This window comes from Pantoea sp. MHSD4, assembly GCF_021043305.1.
Classification (GTDB): Bacteria; Pseudomonadota; Gammaproteobacteria; order Enterobacterales; family Enterobacteriaceae; genus Pantoea; species Pantoea eucalypti.
The window spans coordinates 26,087-48,446 of sequence record NZ_JAJNDH010000005.1 but is presented as its reverse complement, the minus strand read 5'-3'; the positions used below and the strand labels follow the sequence as shown (position 1 = coordinate 48,446).

Sequence of the window (22,360 nt, the reverse complement as noted above, 5' to 3'; positions counted from 1 at the left end):
CGAATTGATAGTAGTTCTCATTAGTATTTACAAACCCAACCCTGGTCACAGACCTCGCTTTGACCAGCTTTGCACACTTTCCGTCAGGGATGTTTCGAAAATGTGAAGCTGCATGAAAATTTATTAAAACAACGTTTCAAAATGTGACGCCATTCATTCAATCAACATTACTGCATTTTACTCAGACGCATTTTCACTATGCTGGCTCCACACGGCACTCTGCGGTTAGCCCAGACTCCAGGCCGTCCTACCTCTGCGGGAGACAAAATAATGAGACTGACAAAAACATGCCTGGCCAGTGCCCTGGCGGCAATCATGATAAGTTCCACCGCCACGGCACAGGTGATTAAAGTCGCTGAAGTGCAGCCAGCCGGCTATCCCACTGTGGTTGCCCTGCAACACATGGGCGACAAACTCAAACAGGCCACTGATGGACGGCTGGAGATGAAGATCTACGCCGGTGGCGTGCTGGGTGATGAAGACCAGACGCTGCAACAGGTGCAACTGGGCGCCATCGATATGATCCGCGTCTCACTGGCTCCGGTCACGTCTATCGCCCCGGAAACCAGCGTGCTGACCCTGCCCTACGTTTTTCGCGACATCGACCACATGCATAAAGTGCTGGATGGTGAGATAGGCAGCGAGATTGCCAGCAAGTTTGATAAGGATCCCAACGCCCGCATGGTCTTCCTGGGCTGGACGGATGCCGGTGAGCGCAACATGATCACCAAGAAGCCGCTGGCAAAACCCGACGATCTTAAAGGTATGAAGATCCGGGTGCAGAACAGCGCCATTTCACTGGCGACGCTGAAAGCGATGGGCGCAAATCCGGTGGCAATGGGCGTCAGCGAAGTCTTTAGTGCGATGCAGACCGGCGTGGTCGATGGCACCGAGAACAACCCACCTACCTTTGTCGCCCACAACTACATGCCGGTCGCGAAGTACTACACCCTCACCGGCCACTTTATTCAGCCAGAGATGATTCTGTTTTCGAAACGTGCCTGGGATCGCCTGAAACCCGACGATCAGACACTGCTGAAAAAGCTCGGTAAAGAGGCACAGGATGAAGAGCGTCAGCTCTGGGCGACCTACACCGAACAGTCGATCGCCAAAATGAAGGCCGGCGGCGTGACCTTCCAGCAGACCGACCGCGACTACTTCGTTAAGGCTACCCAGCCGGTGCGCGATCAATTCGGCGGCAAATATCAGGATCTGATGACCCGAATCGCCGACGTGAAATAACCCTTCCCGCGCCACACTGCCGTGTGGCGTGCTTAATCAGGTATTAATTATGTCTGCTTATACGCGTCTGATGGATGGGCTTTATCTGCTGTGCATGCTGGTGGCCGCCGTGGCGCTGTTGATCATGGTGACGGTCATTCCTGTTGGCATCTTCGCCCGTTACGTGATGAACGGCGCACTCTCCTGGCCAGAACCGGTCGCCATTATCTGCATGATCATATTCACTTTTATCGGCGCGCCGGTCGGCTTTCGTGCCGGAACACATATCTGCGTGTCAATGGTCACCGATCGTCTGTCACCTGCCCGCCAGCGCCTGATGCTGCGGGTCTGCGATCTGCTGATGATCCTCACCTGTCTGGTGATCTTCCAGGCCAGTTACAGCCTGTGTGAAGCGATGTGGGTGCAGACGCTCGCCTCACTGCCGGCGGTGACCTACGGCGAAATGTATCTGCCGATCCCGATTGGCGCGATCTTCACCCTGCTGTTTGTTGTTGAGCGATTGCTGACCGGCGATCAAAGTCAGCGACCCATTGTCACACTGGGCGGCACCCACTAATCCGGAGCAGAAGATGGATGCATTAATCTTGATAGGCAGTTTGCTGGTGTTGCTGTTGGTGGGGTTTCCGGTCGCGTTTGCGGTCGGCCTGAGCGCTTTTATCGGCGCCTGGTGGATCGATCTGCCCCTGGAAGCGGTGGTGATTCAGATAACTAATGGCATTAACAAATTTTCGCTGCTGACCATCCCGTTCTTTATTCTTGCGGGTGCGATCATGGCGGAGGGTGGGATTGCCCGGCGGCTGGTCAATTTCGCCTATATCTTTGTCGGCTTTATTCGCGGTGGCCTCTCACTGGTTAACATCGTCGCGTCGACCTTCTTTGGTGCCATCTCCGGATCGTCAGTCGCGGACACCGCTTCGATTGGTTCGGTGATGATCCCGCAGATGGAGGAGAAAGGCTATCCGCGTGATTTTGCCGCTGCGGTAACGGCCAGCGGCTCCGTTCAGGCCGTGCTGACGCCACCCAGTCACAACTCGGTGATTTACTCGCTGGCAACCGGCGGCATGGTCACCATCTCTTCGCTGTTTGTCGCAGGTATCCTGCCGGGACTGATGCTGGGAGGCTGCCTGATGGTGATGTGCCTGGGGTTCGCACGCAAACGCGGCTATCCCAAAGGCGAGCGCATTCCGTTTCGTCAGGCGCTGAAGATTTTCTTTGACGCGTTCTGGGGCCTGTTTACCGTGGTCATCATCATGGGTGGGATTCTCTCCGGTATTTTCACCGCCTCAGAGTCCGCGGCGATCGCCTGTATCTGGGCCTTTTTCGTCACCATGTTTATCTATCGCGACTTTAAATGGAATCAGCTGCATATCCTGCTGTTTCGTACCATTAAAACCGTCACCATCGTGATGGTGCTGATCGCTTTCGCCGCCGGGTTTGGTGCGGTGATGACGTTCATGCAACTGCCGACGATGATCACCGAAGCCTTTACCAGCCTCTCTGATAATAAATATGTGATTCTGATGTGCATCAACATCCTGCTGCTGGTGGTGGGCACGCTGATGGATATGGCGCCGCTGATTCTGATTCTCACGCCCGTATTGCTGCCGGTGGCGACCTCACTGGGCATTGATCCGGTGCACTTCGGCATGATCATGCTGACCAATCTCGGCATCGGACTGATTACGCCGCCGGTCGGCACAGTACTGTTTGTCGCCAGCGCGGTAAGTAAACAGAAGATTGAGCAGGTGGTCGGGGCGATGCTACCGTTCTATGGCATGCTGTTTATCGTTCTGATGCTGATTACCTATATTCCCGCCATTTCGCTCTGGTTACCGCGCCTGATGGGCGTGATGTAACGCAAAGAAAAACGGCCCGTGAGCGGGCCGTTTTTTTTCCTGCGATGCACTCTGATAATCACCATTGAGTCTCAACCCTGCTGGCTGTTTCGTGGTAACGTGAGAGCTTAGTCCGAAGCGGTAAAGGCGACTCATGACCACCAGAAAAATTGATACCACGCTCGTCAATGCAGGACGCAGCAAGCGTTATACCCAGGGCTCGGTGAACAGCGTGATTCAACGGGCCTCCTCACTGGTTTTTGATACCGTTGCGGAGAAAAAACGCGCCACCGCCGGTCGGGCAAAAGGTGAACTCTTTTATGGCCGTCGTGGCACCCTGACGCACTTTGCGCTGCAGGATGCGATGACCGAGCTGGAAGGCGGTGCAGGCTGCGTGCTCTACCCTTGCGGTGCGGCTGCCGTAGCCAATGCGATTCTGGCATTTGTTGAAGCGGGTGACCACGTGCTGATGAGTGGCGCGGTCTATGAACCGACGCAGGACTTCTGTACGAAAATTCTGGCCAAGCTGCAGGTTTCTACGGGCTGGTTTGATCACTGCATCGGCAGCGAAATCGGTGAGCTGGTTCAGTCGAATACCCGGGTTGTTTTCCTGGAATCCCCCGCGTCTATCACCATGGAAGTTCAGGATATTCCAGCGATTGTGGCGGCTGTACGCGCCAAAGCGCCCGAGGCGATCATCATGATCGACAACACCTGGGCGGCCGGTATTCTGTTTAATGCGCTGGCGCACGGTATCGATATTTCCATTCAGGCCGGCACCAAATATCTGATTGGTCACAGCGATGCGATGATTGGTACCGCAGTCGCTAATGCGCGCTGCATCGACCAGCTGCGCGAGAACTCCTATCTTATGGGCCAGATGGCCGATGCCGATACCGCTTACATGGCAAGCCGGGGTCTGCGCACGCTGGGTACCCGTCTGCGCCAGCATGAAGAGAGCGCAATTCAGGTGGCAGAGTGGCTGGCGGCGCGTCCCGAAGTGGCGCGGGTGAATCACCCGGCGCTGGCGCAAAGCAAAGGTCATGAATTCTGGAAGCGCGATTTTAACGGTAGCAGCGGCCTGTTCTCATTTATCCTGCAGGAAAAATTAGACGCACCCCAGCTGGCGGAATATCTCGATCACTTCCATCATTTCAGCATGGCTTACTCCTGGGGCGGCTATGAATCGCTGATCCTGGCGAATCAGCCGGAAGAGCTGGCAGAGATTCGTCCGGCGGGCGGTGTGGATTTCACCGGCACGCTGGTGCGGTTGCATATTGGCCTGGAGCATGTTGATGACCTGCTGGCTGACCTGGAAGCCGGTTTTTCGCGCCTGACGCGCTGAGTCGCTCAACAGAAAGTAAACAGAAGATAAACCGGGTCGCGGTGGCCCGCAGTGTTTGCCGGGCAGCGGCTCATTTGTTGTTAAAATTTATCCCGCATCGTTCAGATTGTTGGTGAGTTCACTGTACTGTCTGAACGCAGACGGATTGTTCCTTGTGACGTGATGGAATCGCTAATGGGTGTTTTACACGAGATTGTCCAGGCGCTCTGGCATCAGGATTTTGCCGCACTGGCAAATCCGGATGTGGTATGGGTAGTGTATGGCGTGATGTTTCTGACGCTGTTTCTGGAAAATGGTCTGTTACCCGCCTCTTTCCTGCCGGGAGACAGTCTGCTGTTGCTGGCAGGCGCGATGGTGGCTAAAGGGGTGATGGATTTTGTACCGACCATGGTGATCCTGACGACAGCTGCCAGCCTCGGCTGCTGGCTGAGCTATTTGCAGGGTCGCTGGCTGGGCAATACCCGACTGGTTAAGAGCTGGCTGATGCATCTGCCCGCGCAGTATCACCAGCGCGCCTGGAATATGTTTAACCGTCACGGTCTGATGGCGCTGCTGGTCGGCCGCTTCCTCGCGTTTATCCGCACCATCCTGCCTACCATGGCGGGCATTGCGGGCTTACAGAACAGTCGTTTTCAGCTGTTTAACTGGCTCAGCGGTCTGCTGTGGGTCGGCATTGTGGTGACCTTTGGCTATGGCATCAGCCAGGTGCCGTTCATCAAGCGTCATGAAGATCAGGTGATGGCTATTCTGATGATACTGCCGATGGTGTTGCTGGTGCTCGGTCTGTTCGGCAGCATTCTGGTGATCTGGAAACAGCGTCGCCAGAAACGCGCCTGACGTGCCCACAGCCTCGGGATCCGCCGCCTCCGGGCGGCCGGATCGGCGACCTACAAAGAGGAATCCGCCACCGTCTGCCTGACACGATTAACCTCTTCCCCCGGCGTCACGCCAAAATAACGTTTAAATTCCCGCGAGAACTGCGAAGGACTTTCATAGCCAACCCGCACCGCCGCCGCACTCGCTTTCAGTCCATCGTGCAGCATCAGCAATCGCGCCTGATGCAGGCGATAGCGCTTGAGATACTGTAGTGGCGAGGTTTGCGTTACCGCTTTGAAGTTATGGTGAAAGGCTGAAACGCTCATGTTCACTTCTGCCGCCAGCGCATCGACGCTGAGGTTTTCCGCATAGTGATTCTCAATCCGCCGGAGGGCGCGCGCGATCAGGCTGAACTGCGTCTGTCGGCTCACCAGTGAGAGCAGTGCGCCGCCAATCGGGCCGGTCAGCACATAGTAGATAATTTCCCGCACGATGTGCGGCCCCAGCACCCGCGCATCGCGCGGCTGGGTCATCACATCCAGCAGTCGCTCAGCGGCACACAGCATCGGCTCCGTCAGCCAGGCCGAGTGAATGCCCGAGGTCTGTGGCTGCGGCTGAAACTGATCGTCATCACCAATTTCAATCAGCAGATCCTGCAGACTGGCGGTATCGACGTTGAGGCACAGCCCGGCAATGGGTATCTCCGGCGAAGCCCAGGTTTCGCACTCCACCGGCAGCGGCACGGTAAGCATCAGATACTTGCTGGCGTCATACTGAAAAACGGTGCTGCCGAGATAACCGGTTTTGCTGCCCTGAAACAGGATCACAATGCCGGGCTGATACATCATCGGCGTACGCGGACGATATTGATTCGCATAAATCAGCGACACATTTTCGACCGGACAGAGACGGTCGTGACCGTGGGTCATTAACGTGACGACCTGCTGTGCCAGCCGGTGACACAGTGCATCGTGCGCCATAGCGACTCCTTTTTCAGCCAAAAAGCCAGTTTGCCGTGCGAATGCCTGAATCGCCAGCAGCCAGGAGAATCAGGCAATAAATTTACCGAATCGGGCATAAGACCAGGCGTGCTGTTATCGACTGAGCTAAGCAGGCTGAGAATTGTTGGCTAGACTTAAGCACAGTGAAATCTCACGGATTAACCGCAACGGAAAGGAGCAACTATGGCAGACCAACCCATTATCAAACTGCGCGATGGCAATATGATGCCGCAACTGGGACTCGGCGTATGGCAGGCCAGCATTGAAGATGCACGTCATGCGGTGCTGAAAGCGCTTGAGGTCGGCTATCGTTCCATCGATACTGCCGCCGCCTATAAAAATGAAGAGGCGATTGGCCAGGCGCTCCAGGAAACCGACGTGCCGCGCGAAGAGATTTTCGTGACCACCAAACTGTGGAACGACGATCAGCAGAACGTTCAGCAGGCGATGGAAACCAGCCTGGAGAAACTGAAACTGGATCAGGTCGATCTCTATCTGATGCACTGGCCGTGCCCGGAAAAAGACAACTACGTTGATGCCTGGAAGAAGATGATCGAACTGCAGCAGCAGGGACTGACCAAAAGCATCGGCGTCTGTAACTTCCATGAAGCGCACCTGAAGCGCCTGCTGGATGAAACCGGTGTGACGCCAGTCGTAAACCAGATTGAGCTGCACCCGATGCTTCAGCAGCGTACGCTGCATGCGTGGAACGCGCTGCATCAGATTCAGACCGAATCCTGGAGTCCGCTGGCTCAGGGCGGCAAAGGGGTCTTCGATCAGGAGATCATTAAGTCGCTGGCGAAGAAATACAGCAAGACACCTGCGCAGATCGTGATCCGCTGGCATCTGGATAGCGGCCTGGTGGTGATTCCGAAGTCGGTGACGCCAGCGCGTATCGAAGAGAACTTTAAGGTGTTCGACTTCCGTCTGGATAAGCATGAAGTGAGTGATATTGCGAAACTGGACAGCGGCAATCGTCTGGGTCCGGATCCGGAGACGTTTAACTAAGGGGATGCGTCCCCCGATGATGCGTACACGCTGCCCTGGAACTGCAGAGTAGCGTGTAATTAACGCGGTCAGGCCGGTCTTTCCTGCCTGACCGCGCTGTTATGAAGTGGGCTGCACCTCAAGTTGTCCCGCCGTACCCCGATCGGCCAGTTCCAGCGTCTGGCTGTAATAGACGAACGGGAAATGATCGGATGAACTTTGCGGGAAGGTGACCATCAGCTCCACGCTGCCATCCACCCACACCGTATCTTTCCAGCCACGATCTTCGCCCATCGGCTGTGCCCCATTCACGCTTTTAATCAGGAACATCACGCCCTGAATATGCAGTGACTGTGGCCGGTCAGCGTGCAGGATCCAGCGCTCAAAAGTGCCCTGTTGCGCGGTCGTGTCAATGCGGTTCATATCCCAGAGCGCGCCATTAATGCCCGGCATGCTGTCGCCAATGCGGAATTCGCGCGTGCGAACCGCCACACCATCCAGAATCTGATCGGCTAAAAGCCGCATCGGCAGATTATCTGTCACCAGCGGCAGTAAGCCGGTGGGTCGCAGCGTCAGGATCAGGGTAGAGGTAAGAATAGAGGATGGCTCAAAGAAACCGCGCAACCTGTCCATGATGCCCGCCGCCGTACCCGCCGTTATCGACACTTCATCACCCTGCGACATATCTATCAGCACTTCGCGGCGTTCGCCCGGTGCCAGTGACAGACGCTGCACCGCCACCGGTGCAGGCAGATAGCCCTGATCGCTGGCGATGACCATAAACGGACGGTTGTCGCTTAGCACCATCTCATAACGTCGCGCATTTGAGGCGTTCAGCAAGCGCAGACGCACCCAGCCGCGTGACACCTCGACAAAGGGATTGCGTACGCCATTCACCAGCAGAGTGTCACCCAGGAAGCCGCCATCCTGTGGCGGGTCATAGACTGGCGTGGCGAAGTTATCGAGCCGTTTGTCCTGAATGATAATCGGGAAGTCATCGACACCGTAATGCTTCGGCAGCGGCAGCTGTTTGCCGATATCATCTTCTACCAGCCACATGCCCGCCAGACCATTATAAATGTGCGGAGCCATGCGGTTTGGGGTATTAGCGTGATACCAGCAGGTTGCAGCCGCCTGACGAATCGGCAGCACTGGCGACCAGTCCACACCGGCCGACATCATACGTGGCGCACCGCCCATTAACGCTCCTGGCAGCTGCAAACCGCTGACCGTCATGGAGACTGACTCATTCAGCCGATTGCTGTAGATCAGCTTAACGTCATCGCCGCTGTAAACCCGAACGGTCGGCCCCAGATAGAGGCCATTAATGCCCCATACCGGCACTTTGTTATTGTCACCATTAAAGGACCAGTGGCTGCGCTGCATCGTCAGAAACAGCGGCTGGCCACGACGGGATTCCAGTAACGGCGGAATGGGCAGTGGCGTATCGCCATTAGCTGGAGAAGCGGCGCGCGCCGCATGAGGTAGTACACTGGCGCTAAGCGCCGCTCCGGCAGAAAGCTGGATGAACTGACGTCTGCTGAAAGACATAAAACTTCTGACCCTTTACGCGTGGCGCTGAGCGCCGACCCTGTTTTTATTGATCTGTTTTGCTGTGCTGCGTTCACGACGAGCCGGTAAAGGCTCGCCGGGTTGCATCCCTGCAGATGAGTTCGGCGAGTGATTCGCCGGTCAGATTTTTCCGTTTTTTTCGCGTTCGGCGACTTCGGCGTTCAACTCTTCCAGCTTTGCCGCCATCTGTTCGCGACAGTGGGTTGCCAGCTTACGTACCGACGACGACTCAAACGCTTTAACATCAACCGGTGGCAGCATTTCAACGATGACCAGTCCATTGTTCCAGCGGTTAAGATTGATCTTGCCGTGTGTGTTCGAGACCACAATCGGGATGATCGGCACACCGGCCGCCACGGCAGCGTGGAAGGCACCCGTTTTAAACGGCAGCAAGCCACGACCACGACTGCGCGTCCCTTCCGGGAACATCCAGATCGAGATGCGCTTACTGTTGAACTGATCCACCAGCTCACCGATGGTGCCGCGCGCTTTAGCCCGGTCATCGCGATCAATCAGCAGATTACCGGTCAGCCAGTAGAGCAGGCCAAAAAACGGCACCCAAAGCAGGCTCTTCTTGCCCACGGTGACCGTATAGGGCTGGACCATTTTAGCCGCAGTGACCATGTCGTAGTTGTTCTGGTGGTTGGCGATGTAGATCGCATTACCATAATTCTCTGCGCCTTCCGGTCTGCGCAACTCTACTTTCAGGCCAAATACCGTCGACAATTTGCCGAACAGACGACCAAACGTCGCGACGTGGCGCGGATCGCGGGGTGAAAAAAGACACCAGATACAGCCAAAGATACAGATTAAAATCGAATAAATGATGACGATAATGGCACGCAGAATCAGTAACATAGTTCCCTCATTGAGCCACGGCTGACGCAGGGTCAGCCGGGTAGTTTACGCTTCGCTATCCGGGCTCGCCGGACGCGCAGGCGCATCCAGTTCAACACGATCAATTTTTTGCAGGCCGCGCGGTAACAGCGTGCCGCGACGTCCGCGATCGGCGCGGAATTTCTGGAGTTCTTCACTGCGCAGCAGCATTTTACGCTTGCCCACGTGCAGCGTGATAGCGCTGCCCGGCGGCAGAATCATCAGCCAGGCCAGTTTATCCTGACCGGCAGCCGCTTCCGCTGACGGAATCGAGATGATTTTATTGCCCTTGCCTTTCGACATTTGCGGCAGTTCGCCAACCGGGAACATCAGCATCCGTCCCGCCTGGGTAATTGCCAGTAGCATGTCATCTTCATGATGGACGGCCATCGGCGTCATCACGCGGGCATTTTCCGGCAGCGTCAGCAGCGCTTTACCGGCGCGGTTACGTGATACCAGATCGCTGAAAGTACAGATAAAGCCGTAGCCTGCATCAGAAGCCATCAGCAGACGCTGGTCATCCGGCTCCATCAGCACCTGTTCAACGACGGCACCCGGCGGTGGCGTCAGCTTGCCGGTCAGCGGCTCGCCCTGACCGCGCGCGGAAGGCAGTGATGTCGGATCCAGCGTGTAGCTGCGGCCGGTGGAGTCGATAAAGGCTACCGGCTGATTGCTCTTGCCGCGTGCCGCAGCCAGATAGCTGTCGCCCGCTTTGTAGCTCAGTCCGGCCGGATCGATATCGTGACCTTTGGCGCTGCGCACCCAGCCCATCTGCGACAGCACAATGGTGACCGGTTCAGACGGCACCAGCTCGGTTTCGCTCAGCGCTTTGGCTTCTTCACGCTCACGCAGTGGTGAACGGCGATCGTCGCCGTAACTGGCGCTATCAGCCTGTAACTCTTTTTTCAGCAGGGTGTTCATCTTGCGTTCAGAGGCCAGCGTGGCCTGCAGCTGATCGCGCTCTTTTTCCAGATCCGCCTGCTCGGCACGGATCTTCACCTCTTCGAGCTTCGCCAGGTGGCGCAACTTCAGTTCGAGGATCGATTCGGCCTGGGTTTCGCTGATGCCAAAACGTGACATCAGAACCGGCTTCGGCTCATCCTCCGTACGGATGATGTCGATGACTTCATCAATGTTCAGGAACGCAACCAGCAATCCTTCCAGGATATGCAGGCGGCGTAGCACGCGATCCAGTCGGTAATTAAGACGACGCTTGACCGTGTCGCGGCGGAACACCAGCCACTCGGTCAGGATCTCATGCAGGTTTTTCACCGCCGGGCGGTTATCCAGCCCGATCATGTTGAGGTTAACGCGGTAGCTTTTCTCAAGATCGGTGGTGGCGAACAGATGATTCATTATCTGATCGAGATCGACACGATTGGAGCGTGGCACGATCACCAGACGGGTCGGGTTCTCATGGTCAGACTCATCACGCAGATCCTCAACCATCGGCAGCTTTTTATTGCGCATCTGGTTAGCAATCTGTTCCAGCACGCGTGCGCCGGAGACCTGATGCGGCAGCGCGGTAATGACCGCCTCACCCTCTTCCTTTTTCCATACCGCACGCTGGCGAATAGAGCCGCGACCGGTCTGATACATTTTACGGATCTCGTCACGCGGCGTAATGATCTCCGCCTCGGTCGGGTAATCCGGTCCCTGAACGATATCCAGTAGCGCTTCCAGCGTCGTTTTTGGTGCGTCAATCAGCGCAATGGCGGCCTGAGCGACTTCGCGCAGATTATGCGGCGGAATATCGGTCGCCATACCGACGGCAATGCCGGTAGTGCCATTGAGCAGGATATTAGGCAGACGCGCCGGCAGAATTTTTGGCTCCTGCAGCGTGCCGTCAAAGTTCGGCTGAAATTCCACCGTTCCCTGGCCTAGCTCACCTAACAGCAGCTCGGCATATTTTGACAGGCGTGATTCGGTGTAACGCATGGCTGCAAACGACTTGGGATCATCCGGTGCACCCCAGTTACCCTGTCCATCGACCAGCGTATAACGGTAAGAGAACGGCTGCGCCATTAATACCATCGCTTCATAACAGGCGCTGTCGCCATGCGGATGGTATTTACCCAGCACATCACCCACGGTGCGCGCGGATTTTTTAAATTTGGCGCTGGCATTGAGACCCAGTTCCGACATGGCGTAGATAATGCGTCGCTGTACAGGCTTCAGCCCGTCACCGATATAAGGCAACGCGCGGTCCATGATGACGTACATCGAATATTTTAAATACGCATCCTCGGTAAAGGTATGCAGGGCAAGACGCTCTGCACCATCCTGCGTCAGTTCACTCATGAATTTCTCATCCTCACATCGTGGCCCACAACGGCGGGACACCCGGCGGTGGTTTGGCGAGGATAGTACCTTATTCGCCAGTGTTAGTCACAGGGGAAGCGCGGGACAGCAGGCGTCACTCAGCGCGATTTCAATCGCCGGAAGTACCTGATTCTCGCGCCGGGTGCATAGACTCTCAGTGAAAGTGCGTCAGGGCTTTGCGCCCATCCACTGGCGGGCAATATCACGATATTCGCCGGTGGCGGTGCTGAGATGCACCCACTGGTCGACATAGAGCTTCCAGCTGATGTCGTCACGCGGAATCATGTAAGCCTTTTCGCCATACTGCAGCGGTTTGTCAGGGTTGAGCGCACAGAGCGTCGGGTAATGCTGCTGCTGATAACGCGCTTCAGAGGCATCGGTGATCATCACATCTGCCTTATTGTCCACCAGCTGCTGGAAGATAGTGACGTTATCGTGGAACAGCGTCAGTGAGGCTTTTGGCAGGTGGCTGTGTACAAAGGCTTCGTTGGTGCCGCCCGCCGGTTCAATCAGCCGCACCTCAGGCCGGTTGAGCTGTTCGAGGGTCTTGAAGCGATCTTTATCTGTGCAGCGCACCAGCGGGATTTTGCCATCCACATCCAGCGGCCGGGCGAACCAGGCGGTCTGCTGACGTTTCAGCGTTACGGAAACGCCGCCGACGGCGATATCACACTGTTTTGCCAGAAAGTCAGGCATCAGGGTTTTCCAGGTGGTCGGTACCCACTCCACTTTCGCGCCGAGCGACGTCGCCAGTGCGTTCGCCATGCTGATATCCAGCCCTTCATACTGGCCATCCGGGCGAAGAAAGCTGTAAGGCTTGTAATCCCCGGTGGTGCAGACCCTGAGCGTTTTAGAACTGAGAATGGTGTCGAGATGAGATTGTGCCTGGACCGCACTGCTGGCCAGCAGTAAAGAGAAAACGATTTTTTTCATTTTGATGTTTTCTTGACTGTTTTCATAGTGAGTTTGCCCAACGATGGTGCCATAAACTGGCGTATTGTTGCTGCCACAGCAAAAGTGTTGTGATCTACCTCCCATTTTTCCGGGAATGGCGCACGCGTAAGCTAGGCGCCATATTCAGAAAACGAGGCAACCTGTGCATGAGCAAGATTTTAATTATTGATGGCGGCAAAACGTTTGCCCACTCTAAAGGTGAACTGAACCACACCCTGACCGATGTTGCAGCCAGTCAGCTGCGTGATATGGGCCATGAAGTGTCAGTGACCGTGGCCGACAGCAACTACGTGATTGCCGATGAAGTGCAAAAATATGTCGACAGCGATGTCGTGATTTATCAGATGCCGGGCTGGTGGATGGGCGAACCCTGGACCGTGAAGCGTTACATTGATGAGGTCTTTACCGAAGGTCACGGCTCGCTCTACGCCAGCGATGGCCGAACCCGTTCTGATGCGGCGAAGAAGTACGGTTCCGGCGGTCTGCTGCAGGGCAAAAAATATATGCTGTCACTGACGTGGAATGCGCCCCTACAAGCCTTTATTGACCCGGAGCAGTTCTTTGAAGGTGTTGGCGTCGATGGTCTCTATCTGCACTTCCACAAAGCCAACCAGTTCCTGGGAATGGAAGCGCTGCCGACCTTTATCTGCAACGATGTGATCAAAGCGCCGGACGTGCCGCGCGATATTGCCGCTTATCGGACCCATCTTAGCCGCGTTTTTGCGTAAGATGATGAGGGGCTACCCCTATTTTCCCACGAAAGAGGAATTCACGAATGTTAACCGTCGTTGCTGAAATTTGTGTTAAACCCGGTCGCCGTCAGGCCGTGCTGGATGCGGTGAAAAAGCTGATCCCGCTGGTCTTAGAAGAAGATGGCTGCCATCAGTATGACGCGCTGCTGGACCATCAGGCGCAGGTACCGTGGAAGCAGAACTCGCCAGACTCTATTTTTATGCTGGAACAGTGGGAAACGCTGCGCCATCTTGAGCAGCATCAGCAGATGCCGCACATGGATGCGCATCGCGCCATCATTAAAGATGATGTGGTGGATGTGAAGATTCTGGTGCTGGAACCCAGCGCCTGATTCGTGCTGAAGGCTTTACTGCGGTTGTGTAGCTGGGGTTAAGGCTGGTGATAAATTCCGGCCACCGTCGCTGTGAAATCGAGCCGGCACAGGGATCAGGGTCAGATCGGAAAAACGCAAAAGCCGTCATCCATGACATGCCCGGCCCGCGCGATTACGCACCTCATCCCTGAGGTGCGCCCGTTACCGGGCCAACGCGTTGCGTTGTTCAAAAACGCTCCCGGCGTTTTTGTCCCAGGCCGTGGGACGTTTTCCTCCTCTGACCCTGGCCCCTGCGCGCTGAGCGAATGCATTGCGGTCAGATGTGCCCGAATGCGTAATTGTCATCTATCTGAACCTCTGTCCTGCGACAGAGGTTTTTTTGTTTCTGGCAGACCGGCTTACAGCAGTTGCCGCCGATCAATCTCACTGCGAAGAAAATCCAGAAAGCAGCCGATGCGCGAAGAGAGCGTGGTGTTTCGGTAATAAACCGCATGCACCGGCAGGCGCAGATCGCGGGTTTCCGCGGAGAGTACAGGCACCAGCCGGCCAGTGGCGCAATCTTCCCGGCTGAAAAAGTCGGAGATACGCGCAATCCCCTGTCCCGCCAGCGCCAGCTGCCGGATGGTTTCGCCACTGGAAGCTGAGATAGTCGGCTTAATACGCATGAAATCACCATCAGGCTGCAGGACCGGCCAGACGTTGAGGGATTCAGGATGACTAAAGCCGATTTTTTGATGCTGTGCGAGATCGGCCACGCTTTGTGGCGTGCCCGCTTTTGCCAGATAGGCCGGACTGGCCATCAACTGAATCGCACTGCTGCCGAGCAGCCGTGCATGTAATGTAGAGTCACGCAGTTCACCGATACGAATAGCAATGTCCGTCTGCTGCTCCAGCAAATCGATCATAATATCGTCGGTATTCAGCTCAAGCTGGATCAGCGGATAACGGGCGCGGAAATCGTCTACCAGCGGCACAATCACATGCAGCATGAAGGGTGTGGCAGCGTTCACCCGAAGCCGTCCTGACGGCATCTCGCGCCGCAGGGCAATCTGCTCTTCGGCCTGCTCAACGGAGGCCAGGATCTGGCGCGCATGCTCCAGAAAAACCTGACCCTCTTCGGTCAGCGCCAGCCGTCGGGTAGTGCGATGCAACAGCGTGGTCTGCAGCTTGCTCTCCAGCCGGGAGAGTGCCCGGCTGATGCCTGAACTGGTCTGCGCCAGCTGGGATGCCGCCGCAGTAATGGAACCACTGTCTACCACCGCCACCCAGGCACGTAGCTCTTCCAGGGTAATTTTCACAAGATTGCTGTCTCTGCTCTCTAAATCAGCCAGGTTCGATGAAGGTGTACAGGTGCAAGCATAAACAAAACAGGACGCTTTCGCGTCCTGTCTTTTACACGTCGATATCGGCCGTGTCGCCTTTTTCCTGCAACCAGTTGCGCCGGTCTTCGGAACGTTTTTTCGCCAGCAGCATATCCATCATGCGTATCGTCTGATCGACATCCTCTTCGCTGATAGTCAGCTGTACCAGGCGGCGGGTATTCGGATCCAGCGTGGTTTCACGCAACTGCAGTGGGTTCATCTCACCCAACCCTTTAAAGCGCTGAACGTTAGGTTTACCCTTTTTGCGTTTCAGCTGCTCCAGCACGCCCTCTTTCTCATCTTCATCCAGCGCATAGTAGACCTCTTTACCGAGATCAATACGGTAAAGCGGCGGCATGGCCACATAAACGTGACCATTGCTGACCAGTGAGCGGAAATGTTTGACGAACAGCGCACAGAGTAGCGTGGCAATATGCAGACCATCTGAGTCCGCATCCGCCAGAATGCAGATTTTGCCGTAACGCAGTTGCGAAAGATCTTCGCTGTCAGGATCAATGCCGATCGCCACAGAAATATCATGGACTTCCTGCGATGCCAGCACCTCATCGGACGAGACTTCCCAGGTATTCAGGATCTTGCCCTTGAGCGGCATGATCGCCTGATATTCACGATCGCGCGCCTGCTTGGCCGATCCGCCTGCCGAATCCCCTTCGACAAGGAACAATTCCGTTTTATTCAGATCCTGCGCGGTGCAGTCCGCCAGTTTGCCCGGCAGCGCCGGACCGCTGGTGAGCTTTTTACGCACCACTTTTTTGGCTGCCCGCATACGCCGCTGGGCGCTGGAGATCGCCAGCTCAGCCAGCTGTTCTGCCGTCTGAATGTTCTGGTTCAGCCACAGGCTGAAGGCATCTTTGACGACGCCAGAGACAAAGGCTGCACACTGACGTGAAGAGAGACGCTCTTTGGTCTGCCCGGCAAACTGAGGATCCTGCATTTTGACCGACAGCACATAGGCACAGCGATCCCAGATATCTTCCGCTGAGAGTTTGACGCCACGCGGCAGGATATTGCGGTATTCGCAGAACTCGCGCATCGCATCCAGCAGTCCCTGACGCAGACCGTTAACGTGTGTCCCGCCCTGCATCGTCGGGATGAGGTTAACGTAGCTTTCGGTTAACAGTTCACCGCCTTCCGGCAGCCATAACAGCGCCCAGTCCACCGCCTCCACATCGCCGGCAAAACTGCCGACAAAGGGTTTTTCCGGCAGCGTCGGTAAGCCATTCACCGCTTCGCACAGGTAGTCCGTCAGGCCATCTTCGTAGCACCAGGTCTGTTCGGTATTGTTCAGTTTGTCTTTAAAGACAATCTCAACGCCAGGACAGAGCACCGCTTTGGCTTTCAGCAGATGGGATAAGCGTGATACCGAGAAGCGTGGGCTGTCGAAGAAGCTTTCATCAGGCCAGAAGTGGACGCGCGTACCGGTGTTGCGTTTCGCCACCGTGCCGGTAACCGTGAGATCCTGAACTTTGTCACCATTTTCAAACGCCATGTCATAGATTTCGCCATTACGGCGCACCGTGACTTCGACGCGTTTTGACAGGGCGTTAACCACAGAAATGCCGACGCCGTGCAGACCGCCCGAGAACTGATAGTTTTTATTGGAGAACTTGCCACCCGCATGCAGACGACACAGGATCAGCTCGACAGCAGGTACGCCCTCTTCCGGGTGAATATCCACCGGCATGCCGCGCCCATCATCAATAACTTCCAGCGACTGGTCAGCGTGCAGAATCACTTCAACCCGCTTCGCGTGGCCGCCCAGCGCCTCATCGACGCTGTTATCAATCACTTCCTGACCCAAATGGTTGGGCCGCGTCGTATCGGTGTACATGCCCGGACGACGGCGAACAGGCTCAAGGCCAGTCAGGACCTCAATGGCATCCGCGTTATAGTTTGATTGACTCATCGTAAATGTCTGATTAGAAGGGTGAAATGGGGTGCGATTTCCGCATTACTCAGGGATGATTCAGACCAAGAAAGTCCAGAATCTGCGGGAAATGGCGCTCGAATCCAGTAAATGCATGATTTCCGCCCTCTTCTACCGTGTGACGGCACGCGCTGTAATAGTCGAGTGCCTGTCGGTAATCGAGAACTTCATCGCCGGTCTGTTGCAGCAGCCAGAGTAAATCGGGCGCTTCCAGCGGTTCAATCTGCATTACTTTGAGATCGTAAATGTGGCGTGACTCTAACACATATTGCTGGCCCGTGTAGGGATTCTGATTTTCGCCAAGGAAATCCACCAGCAGTTCAAAAGGGCGTACTGCGGGATTGACGACAACAGCCGGCAGCATAAAACATTGGGACAGCCAGGTAGCGTAATAACCGCCCAGCGACGATCCTACCACGCCCAGGGTTTCGCCACTGCGGCTCAGCACCAGGTCTTCCAGCACTGCCGCCGCATCAGCGGGAAAGGTCGGCAGCTGTGGCACGATCATGTCGATCTCCGGGTGCTGCATCGCTAACCATTGCCGGAACTGAGTCGCCTTCGCGGACTGCGGCGAACTGTTAAAACCGTGCAGATAAAGCAGTGCTGCCACGCGTCAGTATCCTTCGGAGTCTAAATCGGGACGAAAAGCGTCGGTGTCAAGCCGGTTCACTTCGGTCTCAAGGCCGCCATCCGGATGCAGTGTAAACCAGCGCCAGCCGGGAGCCACGGTGTCAATCGCAAAACTGGTACAGTGCGGTTTGAACTGGACACAGGTAGACGGCGTCGCCAGCACCCGACGGCCATGCCATTCCATATCCAGCTCCTGGTGAATATGGCCACAGACCAGCGTCCGGGCTAACGGGTAGCGCTGCAACACGGCATCAAGCTGATGCGAATTGCGCAGGCTGTGCTGATCGAGCCAGGTGCAGCCAGAGGCCAGCGGATGGTGATGCAGCATAACCAGCGTATGCCGTTGCGGAAAGCGGGCCAGCGCGTTGTCGAGCCACTCCAGCTGATAGTCGCTCAGCATTCCATGCGGAACACCGTAGACCTGGCTGTCGAGTAACACAATCTGCCACTGCTCACCCACCAGCACCTGCTTATGGGCATTGATGTGCGCAGCTGCCAGTGTATCCACCATTGCGGGCTGAAAATCGTGATTACCGGGTAGCCAGACGCAGGGCCGCGGCAAGCGAGAGATGCCCTCAGCAAAATGCTGATAGGCTTCGATAGAGTGATCCTGGGCGAGATCGCCCGTGGCGATGATCAGGTCATAGTCGCGATGTTGCGCAATAATCGCATCCAGCACGGCGTCGTAGCTCGACCAGGTGTTCACCCCAAGCAACGATTCATGTTTTCCCGCGAACAGGTGGGTATCCGTGATTTGCAAAATCCTGATTTCGGAACCGTTCGCTGCAGGAAGAGTTAGCAGGCTATCCAAAGCGTTTCCTTCGTCTCCACGCCATTTACTGCATTATACGCATCAGCAGACCGGAACCGCCATCGCGCCATGTGCCAGGCAGTAACGCAGCCAGTCTGCGAGAAACTGGTTTATCTGATGTTTTTCATCGCGCTGATGCAATTTTTTATTAGGATAATCATAGCGCGCTTTGAACCGATAGATCTGTTGAGTTGAACACACTTCGGCGACCATCGCATCGTGATAGAGCCTGACCGACATCGAGGGCAGACTCCAGTAACTCACGGCAGGTGCGACCTGGCGGATCTCCACCAGCGTGGTGTAGCGTGTCGACTCCTGAATCGTCAGTTGATAACGGGCGCCACTCACCTGATAGATCACCGATTCTCCCGCCTCATCGTTACGCGGCAGCAGGCGGCGTAACTGGGCGAAATTGGTTTCGCAGAGCCGCATCATTTCGGGAAAGTCAGGGGTATAGCGCTGTTTCATTTTTGTATCCACTCTTCGCGTAGTTTTTCATGGTGCAACGCCAGCCATTGCAAGGCGATGACAGACGCCGCATTATCAATTATCCCCTCTTCCACCCAGCGGTACGCCTGTTCGCGGCTCACCACATGGACAAGAATATCCTCATTCTCTTCCTCCAGACCATGGCATCCCTCTGCCTGGCTGGCATCCACTTCCCCAATCAGCACCGATAAACGTTCGCTGGTGCCGCCAGGGCTGGCCAGATAGCTAAGCATGGGCTTAACCCGACCGACGTCCAATCCTGCTTCTTCAACGGCTTCACGGCGCACAACCTGCTCGACCGATTCACCGGGCTCGATAATACCGGCGACCATCTCCAGCAGCCAGGGTGAAGCACTGCTGTCATAAGCCGGGATGCGGATCTGTTCAATCAGCACCACTTCATCGCGTAAGGGATCATAAGGTAGCAGCACGGCAGCATGTCCGCGCTCAAAAACTTCGCGTTGCACTTCTCCACTCATTTCGCCATTAAACTGGCGGTGGCGGAAGCGGTATCGCTCAACGGAAAAAAAACCTTTGTAGAGTGTTTCTCGTGCAATAATTTCTACATCGTTTTTTGTGAAAGTCACAGGGGATTTTTTTTCTTCCGGCATCATCAGGTTCCTTGTGCAGATTGGGGTGGAGCGAAAAAAGCCTGTAACCGTGCTCCATGTAAGTAGTTCTTTCTGAAATATTTACGTAGATTAGAGATAGAAGGCACTTTCAGCCAACTTATCTCACAGTTGCCCTCTGCTAGAATCGGCGATAATTTTTTGGCTTACCCGGCAGCGCACCCACTGCAATTTGCTGCAACAAAAGGAATGCAAATGAAAAAACTGCTCCCATTTTTTATTGGGCTTAGCCTGGGCGGTTTCAGCTTCGCCAGCCAGGCCGAAGACCTGCTTCAGGTTTACCAGCAAGCACGTCTGAGCAACCCGGATCTGCGCAGCGCCGCTGCCGATCGTGATTCTGCTTTTGAGAAAATCAACGAAGCGCGTAGCCCATTATTACCTCAGCTCGGACTGGGTGCAGACTACGCCTATAATAACGGTTATCGCGACAGTAGTGGTCTTCATTCCAACACGACCAGCGGCTCTCTGAATTTAACCCAGACTATTTTCGACATGTCGAAATGGCGCGCGCTGACTCTGCAGGAAAAGACCGCCGGTATTCAGGATGTGACCTATCAGGTGGCGCAGCAGGATCTGATTCTGAACACCGCAACGGCCTACTTCAACGTGCTGAAAGCGATTGATACCCTTTCTTACACTGAAGCGCAGAAACAGTCTATCTACCGCGAGCTGGATCAGACCACCCAGCGTTTTAACGTTGGCCTGGTTGCCATCACTGATGTTCAGAACGCCCGTGCGCAGTATGACAGCGTGCTGGCCAATGAAGTGACCGCGCGTAACAATCTTGATAACAACGTAGAAACGCTGCGTCAGATTACCGGCATGGACTATATGTCGCTGGCTTCGCTGAGCATTGATCGTTTCAGAACCGATAAGCCCGAAGCGGTGAGTGCGCTGCTTAAGCAGGCAGAAAGCCGTAACCTGTCACTGCTCTCTGCGCGTCTGAATCAGGATCTGGCGCGTGAGCAGATTCGCTCAGCGGAAACCGGCCATATGCCGACGCTGGATCTGACCGCCTCCACCGGCATGTCAAACAGCAAATATGGCGGCAGCCGTGCAAACCAGAGCCAGGGTTCTACCGATTCAATTACCGGTTCAAACCAGGTTGGCCTGAGTTTCTCACTGCCACTGTATAGCGGCGGCAGCGTTACCTCTCAGGTGAAACAGGCGCAATACAATTTTGTCAGCGCCAGCGAACAGCTGGAAAGCGCTCACCGCACAGCAGTACAGACGGTACGCTCCTCGTTTAACAACGTGAATGCGTCTATCAGCAGCATCAACGCCTACAAACAGGCAGTCGTCTCTGCGCAAAGCTCACTGGATGCGTCCGAAGCGGGCTATCAGGTGGGTACACGTACCATCGTCGATGTGCTGGATGCAACGACCGTGCTCTACAACGCGAAACAGCAGCTCTCTGATGCGCGTTATAGCTACCTGATTAACCAGCTGAATATCAGCTATGCACTGGGTACGCTCAACGAGCAGAGCCTGCAGAAACTGAACAGCCAGCTGGGTAAAGAGATTCCGACTTCCCCGGAAACGGTGGCGCCGGAAAATGCCCAGCAGACCGCTCGTGTGGATAGCGGTCCGGTGGCAACTGGCTCGTCTGAGGCAGCGCGTCCTGCGGCTCGCCACAGCAGCGGTAATCCTTTCGGTCAATAATCAGTGGACGGGCTGCTTTGCGGCCCGTCTCTCTGTTGAACGTATAACTAAGTAAAGATCCCTGTTGTATCAGGCCTCCAGCTTCAATTTTACCCCCCCTTCCCCTATTCTATGCGCTACCTTTGGGCACAGGATAATCATAATGAAACGCACAAAATCTATTCGCTATGCCGCTTTTCGTAAAAGCTGGCAGGCACGCCACTTGACGCCCGTTGCTATCGCCGTTTCAGCCGTATTTATGCTGGCTGGCTGCGAACAGAACGATGAAACGGTTTCGATGTACCAGAATGCGGATGACTGTTCTAAAGCCAATCCGGGCCAGAGTGCGCAGTGTACTACCGCATTCAATGAGGCTAAAAAAGAGGCTGAACGTACTGCGCCAAAATATGCCACGCGTGAAGATTGTGTCGCTGAATTTGGTGAAAATCAGTGTCAGCAGACACCGGCTCAGGCGGGCGTTGGCACCACCAATGCTGAATCGCAGCAGAGTGGCGGCAGCTTCTGGATGCCACTAATGGCCGGTTACATGATGGGCCGCATGATGGGCGGTGGTTCGGGCTTTGCGCAGCAACCGCTATTCTCACCGAAAAATGCCCGCAGCCCGGCAAACGGCCAGTTTGTTGATGCCTCCGGCCGTAACTATGGTGCTGCCACTTCCGGCAAAACCATGACCGTGCCTAAAACGGCGCTGGCACCGAAACCGGCAACGACCTCCACCATTACCCGTGGTGGCTTTGGTGAAACCGTCGCGAAACAGAACAGCATGCAGCGAAGCAGCGCCAGCGGTACATCCAGCCGCTCAATGGGAGGCTAA

Annotated in this window: 21 protein-coding genes; 10 read left to right on the top strand and 11 right to left on the bottom strand. The window is 55.5% G+C overall.

The window, feature by feature from the left end:
* Nucleotides 1–270: 270 nt before the first annotated feature.
* The 5 genes from LQK91_RS15680 (at nt 271) to LQK91_RS15660 (ending at nt 5,259) form a co-directional block, all read left to right on the top strand.
* The gene (locus LQK91_RS15680; protein ID WP_078804978.1) at nt 271–1,242 is read left to right on the top strand and encodes a TRAP transporter substrate-binding protein; all 972 of its coding nucleotides are present in this window, start codon (nt 271–273) and stop codon (nt 1,240–1,242) included.
* Between the two features lie 49 nt (nt 1,243–1,291).
* Nucleotides 1,292–1,798, top strand: a complete 507-nt coding sequence (locus LQK91_RS15675) for a TRAP transporter small permease (protein WP_008925730.1) — start codon at nt 1,292–1,294, stop codon at nt 1,796–1,798.
* A 13-nt stretch (nt 1,799–1,811) separates the two neighbouring features.
* A complete protein-coding gene (locus LQK91_RS15670; RefSeq protein ID WP_003848476.1) occupies nt 1,812–3,098 on the top strand; it encodes a TRAP transporter large permease in 1,287 nt (428 codons plus the stop codon).
* A gap of 133 nt (nt 3,099–3,231) precedes the next feature.
* Nucleotides 3,232–4,422, top strand: a complete 1,191-nt coding sequence (gene metC, locus LQK91_RS15665) for a cystathionine beta-lyase (protein WP_003848474.1) — start codon at nt 3,232–3,234, stop codon at nt 4,420–4,422.
* A 174-nt stretch (nt 4,423–4,596) separates the two neighbouring features.
* The gene (locus tag LQK91_RS15660; RefSeq protein WP_003848472.1) at nt 4,597–5,259 is read left to right on the top strand and encodes a DedA family protein; all 663 of its coding nucleotides are present in this window, start codon (nt 4,597–4,599) and stop codon (nt 5,257–5,259) included.
* A gap of 50 nt (nt 5,260–5,309) precedes the next feature.
* Here the strand turns inward: LQK91_RS15660 and LQK91_RS15655 are convergent, their stop codons facing one another.
* Nucleotides 5,310–6,218 (bottom strand): AraC family transcriptional regulator, encoded by a 909-nt coding sequence (locus LQK91_RS15655; RefSeq protein WP_003848469.1) that lies wholly within the window; start codon nt 6,216–6,218, stop codon nt 5,310–5,312.
* Between the two features lie 204 nt (nt 6,219–6,422).
* On the opposite strand from LQK91_RS15655, the gene dkgA reads away from it, so the two are divergent.
* Nucleotides 6,423–7,247 carry a 2,5-didehydrogluconate reductase DkgA gene (dkgA, locus tag LQK91_RS15650; RefSeq protein ID WP_003848468.1) on the top strand — a complete coding sequence of 275 codons (825 nt, stop codon included), beginning with the start codon at nt 6,423–6,425 and terminating at the stop codon, nt 7,245–7,247.
* Nucleotides 7,248–7,346: 99 nt separating this feature from the next.
* On the opposite strand, the gene ftsP is transcribed toward dkgA, so the two are convergent.
* The 4 genes from ftsP to LQK91_RS15630 form a co-directional block, all read right to left on the bottom strand.
* The gene (gene ftsP / locus LQK91_RS15645; RefSeq protein WP_003848467.1) at nt 7,347–8,777 is read right to left on the bottom strand and encodes a cell division protein FtsP; all 1,431 of its coding nucleotides are present in this window, start codon (nt 8,775–8,777) and stop codon (nt 7,347–7,349) included.
* 141 nt (nt 8,778–8,918) lie between these two features.
* Nucleotides 8,919–9,656: a 1-acylglycerol-3-phosphate O-acyltransferase gene (locus LQK91_RS15640; RefSeq protein WP_003848465.1), complete on the bottom strand. Its 738-nt coding sequence runs from the start codon at nt 9,654–9,656 to the stop codon at nt 8,919–8,921.
* A 45-nt stretch (nt 9,657–9,701) separates the two neighbouring features.
* Nucleotides 9,702–11,975: a DNA topoisomerase IV subunit A gene (parC, locus tag LQK91_RS15635; protein WP_003848464.1), complete on the bottom strand. Its 2,274-nt coding sequence runs from the start codon at nt 11,973–11,975 to the stop codon at nt 9,702–9,704.
* A gap of 189 nt (nt 11,976–12,164) precedes the next feature.
* On the bottom strand, nt 12,165–12,929 hold the full coding sequence (locus LQK91_RS15630) for a transporter substrate-binding domain-containing protein (RefSeq protein WP_187513016.1): 765 nt from the start codon (nt 12,927–12,929) through the stop codon (nt 12,165–12,167).
* Nucleotides 12,930–13,096: 167 nt separating this feature from the next.
* On the opposite strand from LQK91_RS15630, the gene LQK91_RS15625 reads away from it, so the two are divergent.
* Both LQK91_RS15625 and LQK91_RS15620 read left to right on the top strand, forming a co-directional pair.
* A complete protein-coding gene (locus tag LQK91_RS15625; protein WP_105099913.1) occupies nt 13,097–13,678 on the top strand; it encodes an NAD(P)H-dependent oxidoreductase in 582 nt (193 codons plus the stop codon).
* A 47-nt stretch (nt 13,679–13,725) separates the two neighbouring features.
* Nucleotides 13,726–14,034, top strand: a complete 309-nt coding sequence (locus LQK91_RS15620; protein WP_031590861.1) for a putative quinol monooxygenase — start codon at nt 13,726–13,728, stop codon at nt 14,032–14,034.
* 380 nt (nt 14,035–14,414) lie between these two features.
* Here the strand turns inward: LQK91_RS15620 and LQK91_RS15615 are convergent, their stop codons facing one another.
* The 6 genes from LQK91_RS15615 to nudF form a co-directional block, all read right to left on the bottom strand.
* Nucleotides 14,415–15,314: a LysR substrate-binding domain-containing protein gene (locus LQK91_RS15615; RefSeq protein WP_003848458.1), complete on the bottom strand. Its 900-nt coding sequence runs from the start codon at nt 15,312–15,314 to the stop codon at nt 14,415–14,417.
* A 94-nt stretch (nt 15,315–15,408) separates the two neighbouring features.
* Nucleotides 15,409–17,304: a DNA topoisomerase IV subunit B gene (gene parE, locus LQK91_RS15610; protein WP_003848457.1), complete on the bottom strand. Its 1,896-nt coding sequence runs from the start codon at nt 17,302–17,304 to the stop codon at nt 15,409–15,411.
* 49 nt (nt 17,305–17,353) lie between these two features.
* Nucleotides 17,354–17,935 (bottom strand): esterase YqiA, encoded by a 582-nt coding sequence (gene yqiA / locus LQK91_RS15605; protein WP_003848456.1) that lies wholly within the window; start codon nt 17,933–17,935, stop codon nt 17,354–17,356.
* 3 nt (nt 17,936–17,938) lie between these two features.
* Complete coding sequence (gene cpdA, locus LQK91_RS15600) at nt 17,939–18,766, bottom strand: 3',5'-cyclic-AMP phosphodiesterase (RefSeq protein ID WP_003848455.1); 828 nt, start codon at nt 18,764–18,766, stop codon at nt 17,939–17,941.
* Between the two features lie 42 nt (nt 18,767–18,808).
* Complete coding sequence (locus LQK91_RS15595; protein ID WP_008925735.1) at nt 18,809–19,234, bottom strand: DUF1249 family protein; 426 nt, start codon at nt 19,232–19,234, stop codon at nt 18,809–18,811.
* Nucleotides 19,231–19,866 carry an ADP-ribose diphosphatase gene (gene nudF / locus LQK91_RS15590; RefSeq protein WP_033761442.1) on the bottom strand — a complete coding sequence of 212 codons (636 nt, stop codon included), beginning with the start codon at nt 19,864–19,866 and terminating at the stop codon, nt 19,231–19,233. Before nudF ends, LQK91_RS15595 begins: the two co-directional genes overlap by 4 nt.
* Nucleotides 19,867–20,079: 213 nt before the next feature.
* Between nudF and tolC the strand changes: the two genes are divergently transcribed.
* Nucleotides 20,080–21,546 carry an outer membrane channel protein TolC gene (gene tolC, locus LQK91_RS15585; RefSeq protein ID WP_003848452.1) on the top strand — a complete coding sequence of 489 codons (1,467 nt, stop codon included), beginning with the start codon at nt 20,080–20,082 and terminating at the stop codon, nt 21,544–21,546.
* Nucleotides 21,547–21,688: 142 nt separating this feature from the next.
* Nucleotides 21,689–22,360 (top strand): DUF1190 family protein, encoded by a 672-nt coding sequence (locus LQK91_RS15580; RefSeq protein ID WP_003848451.1) that lies wholly within the window; start codon nt 21,689–21,691, stop codon nt 22,358–22,360.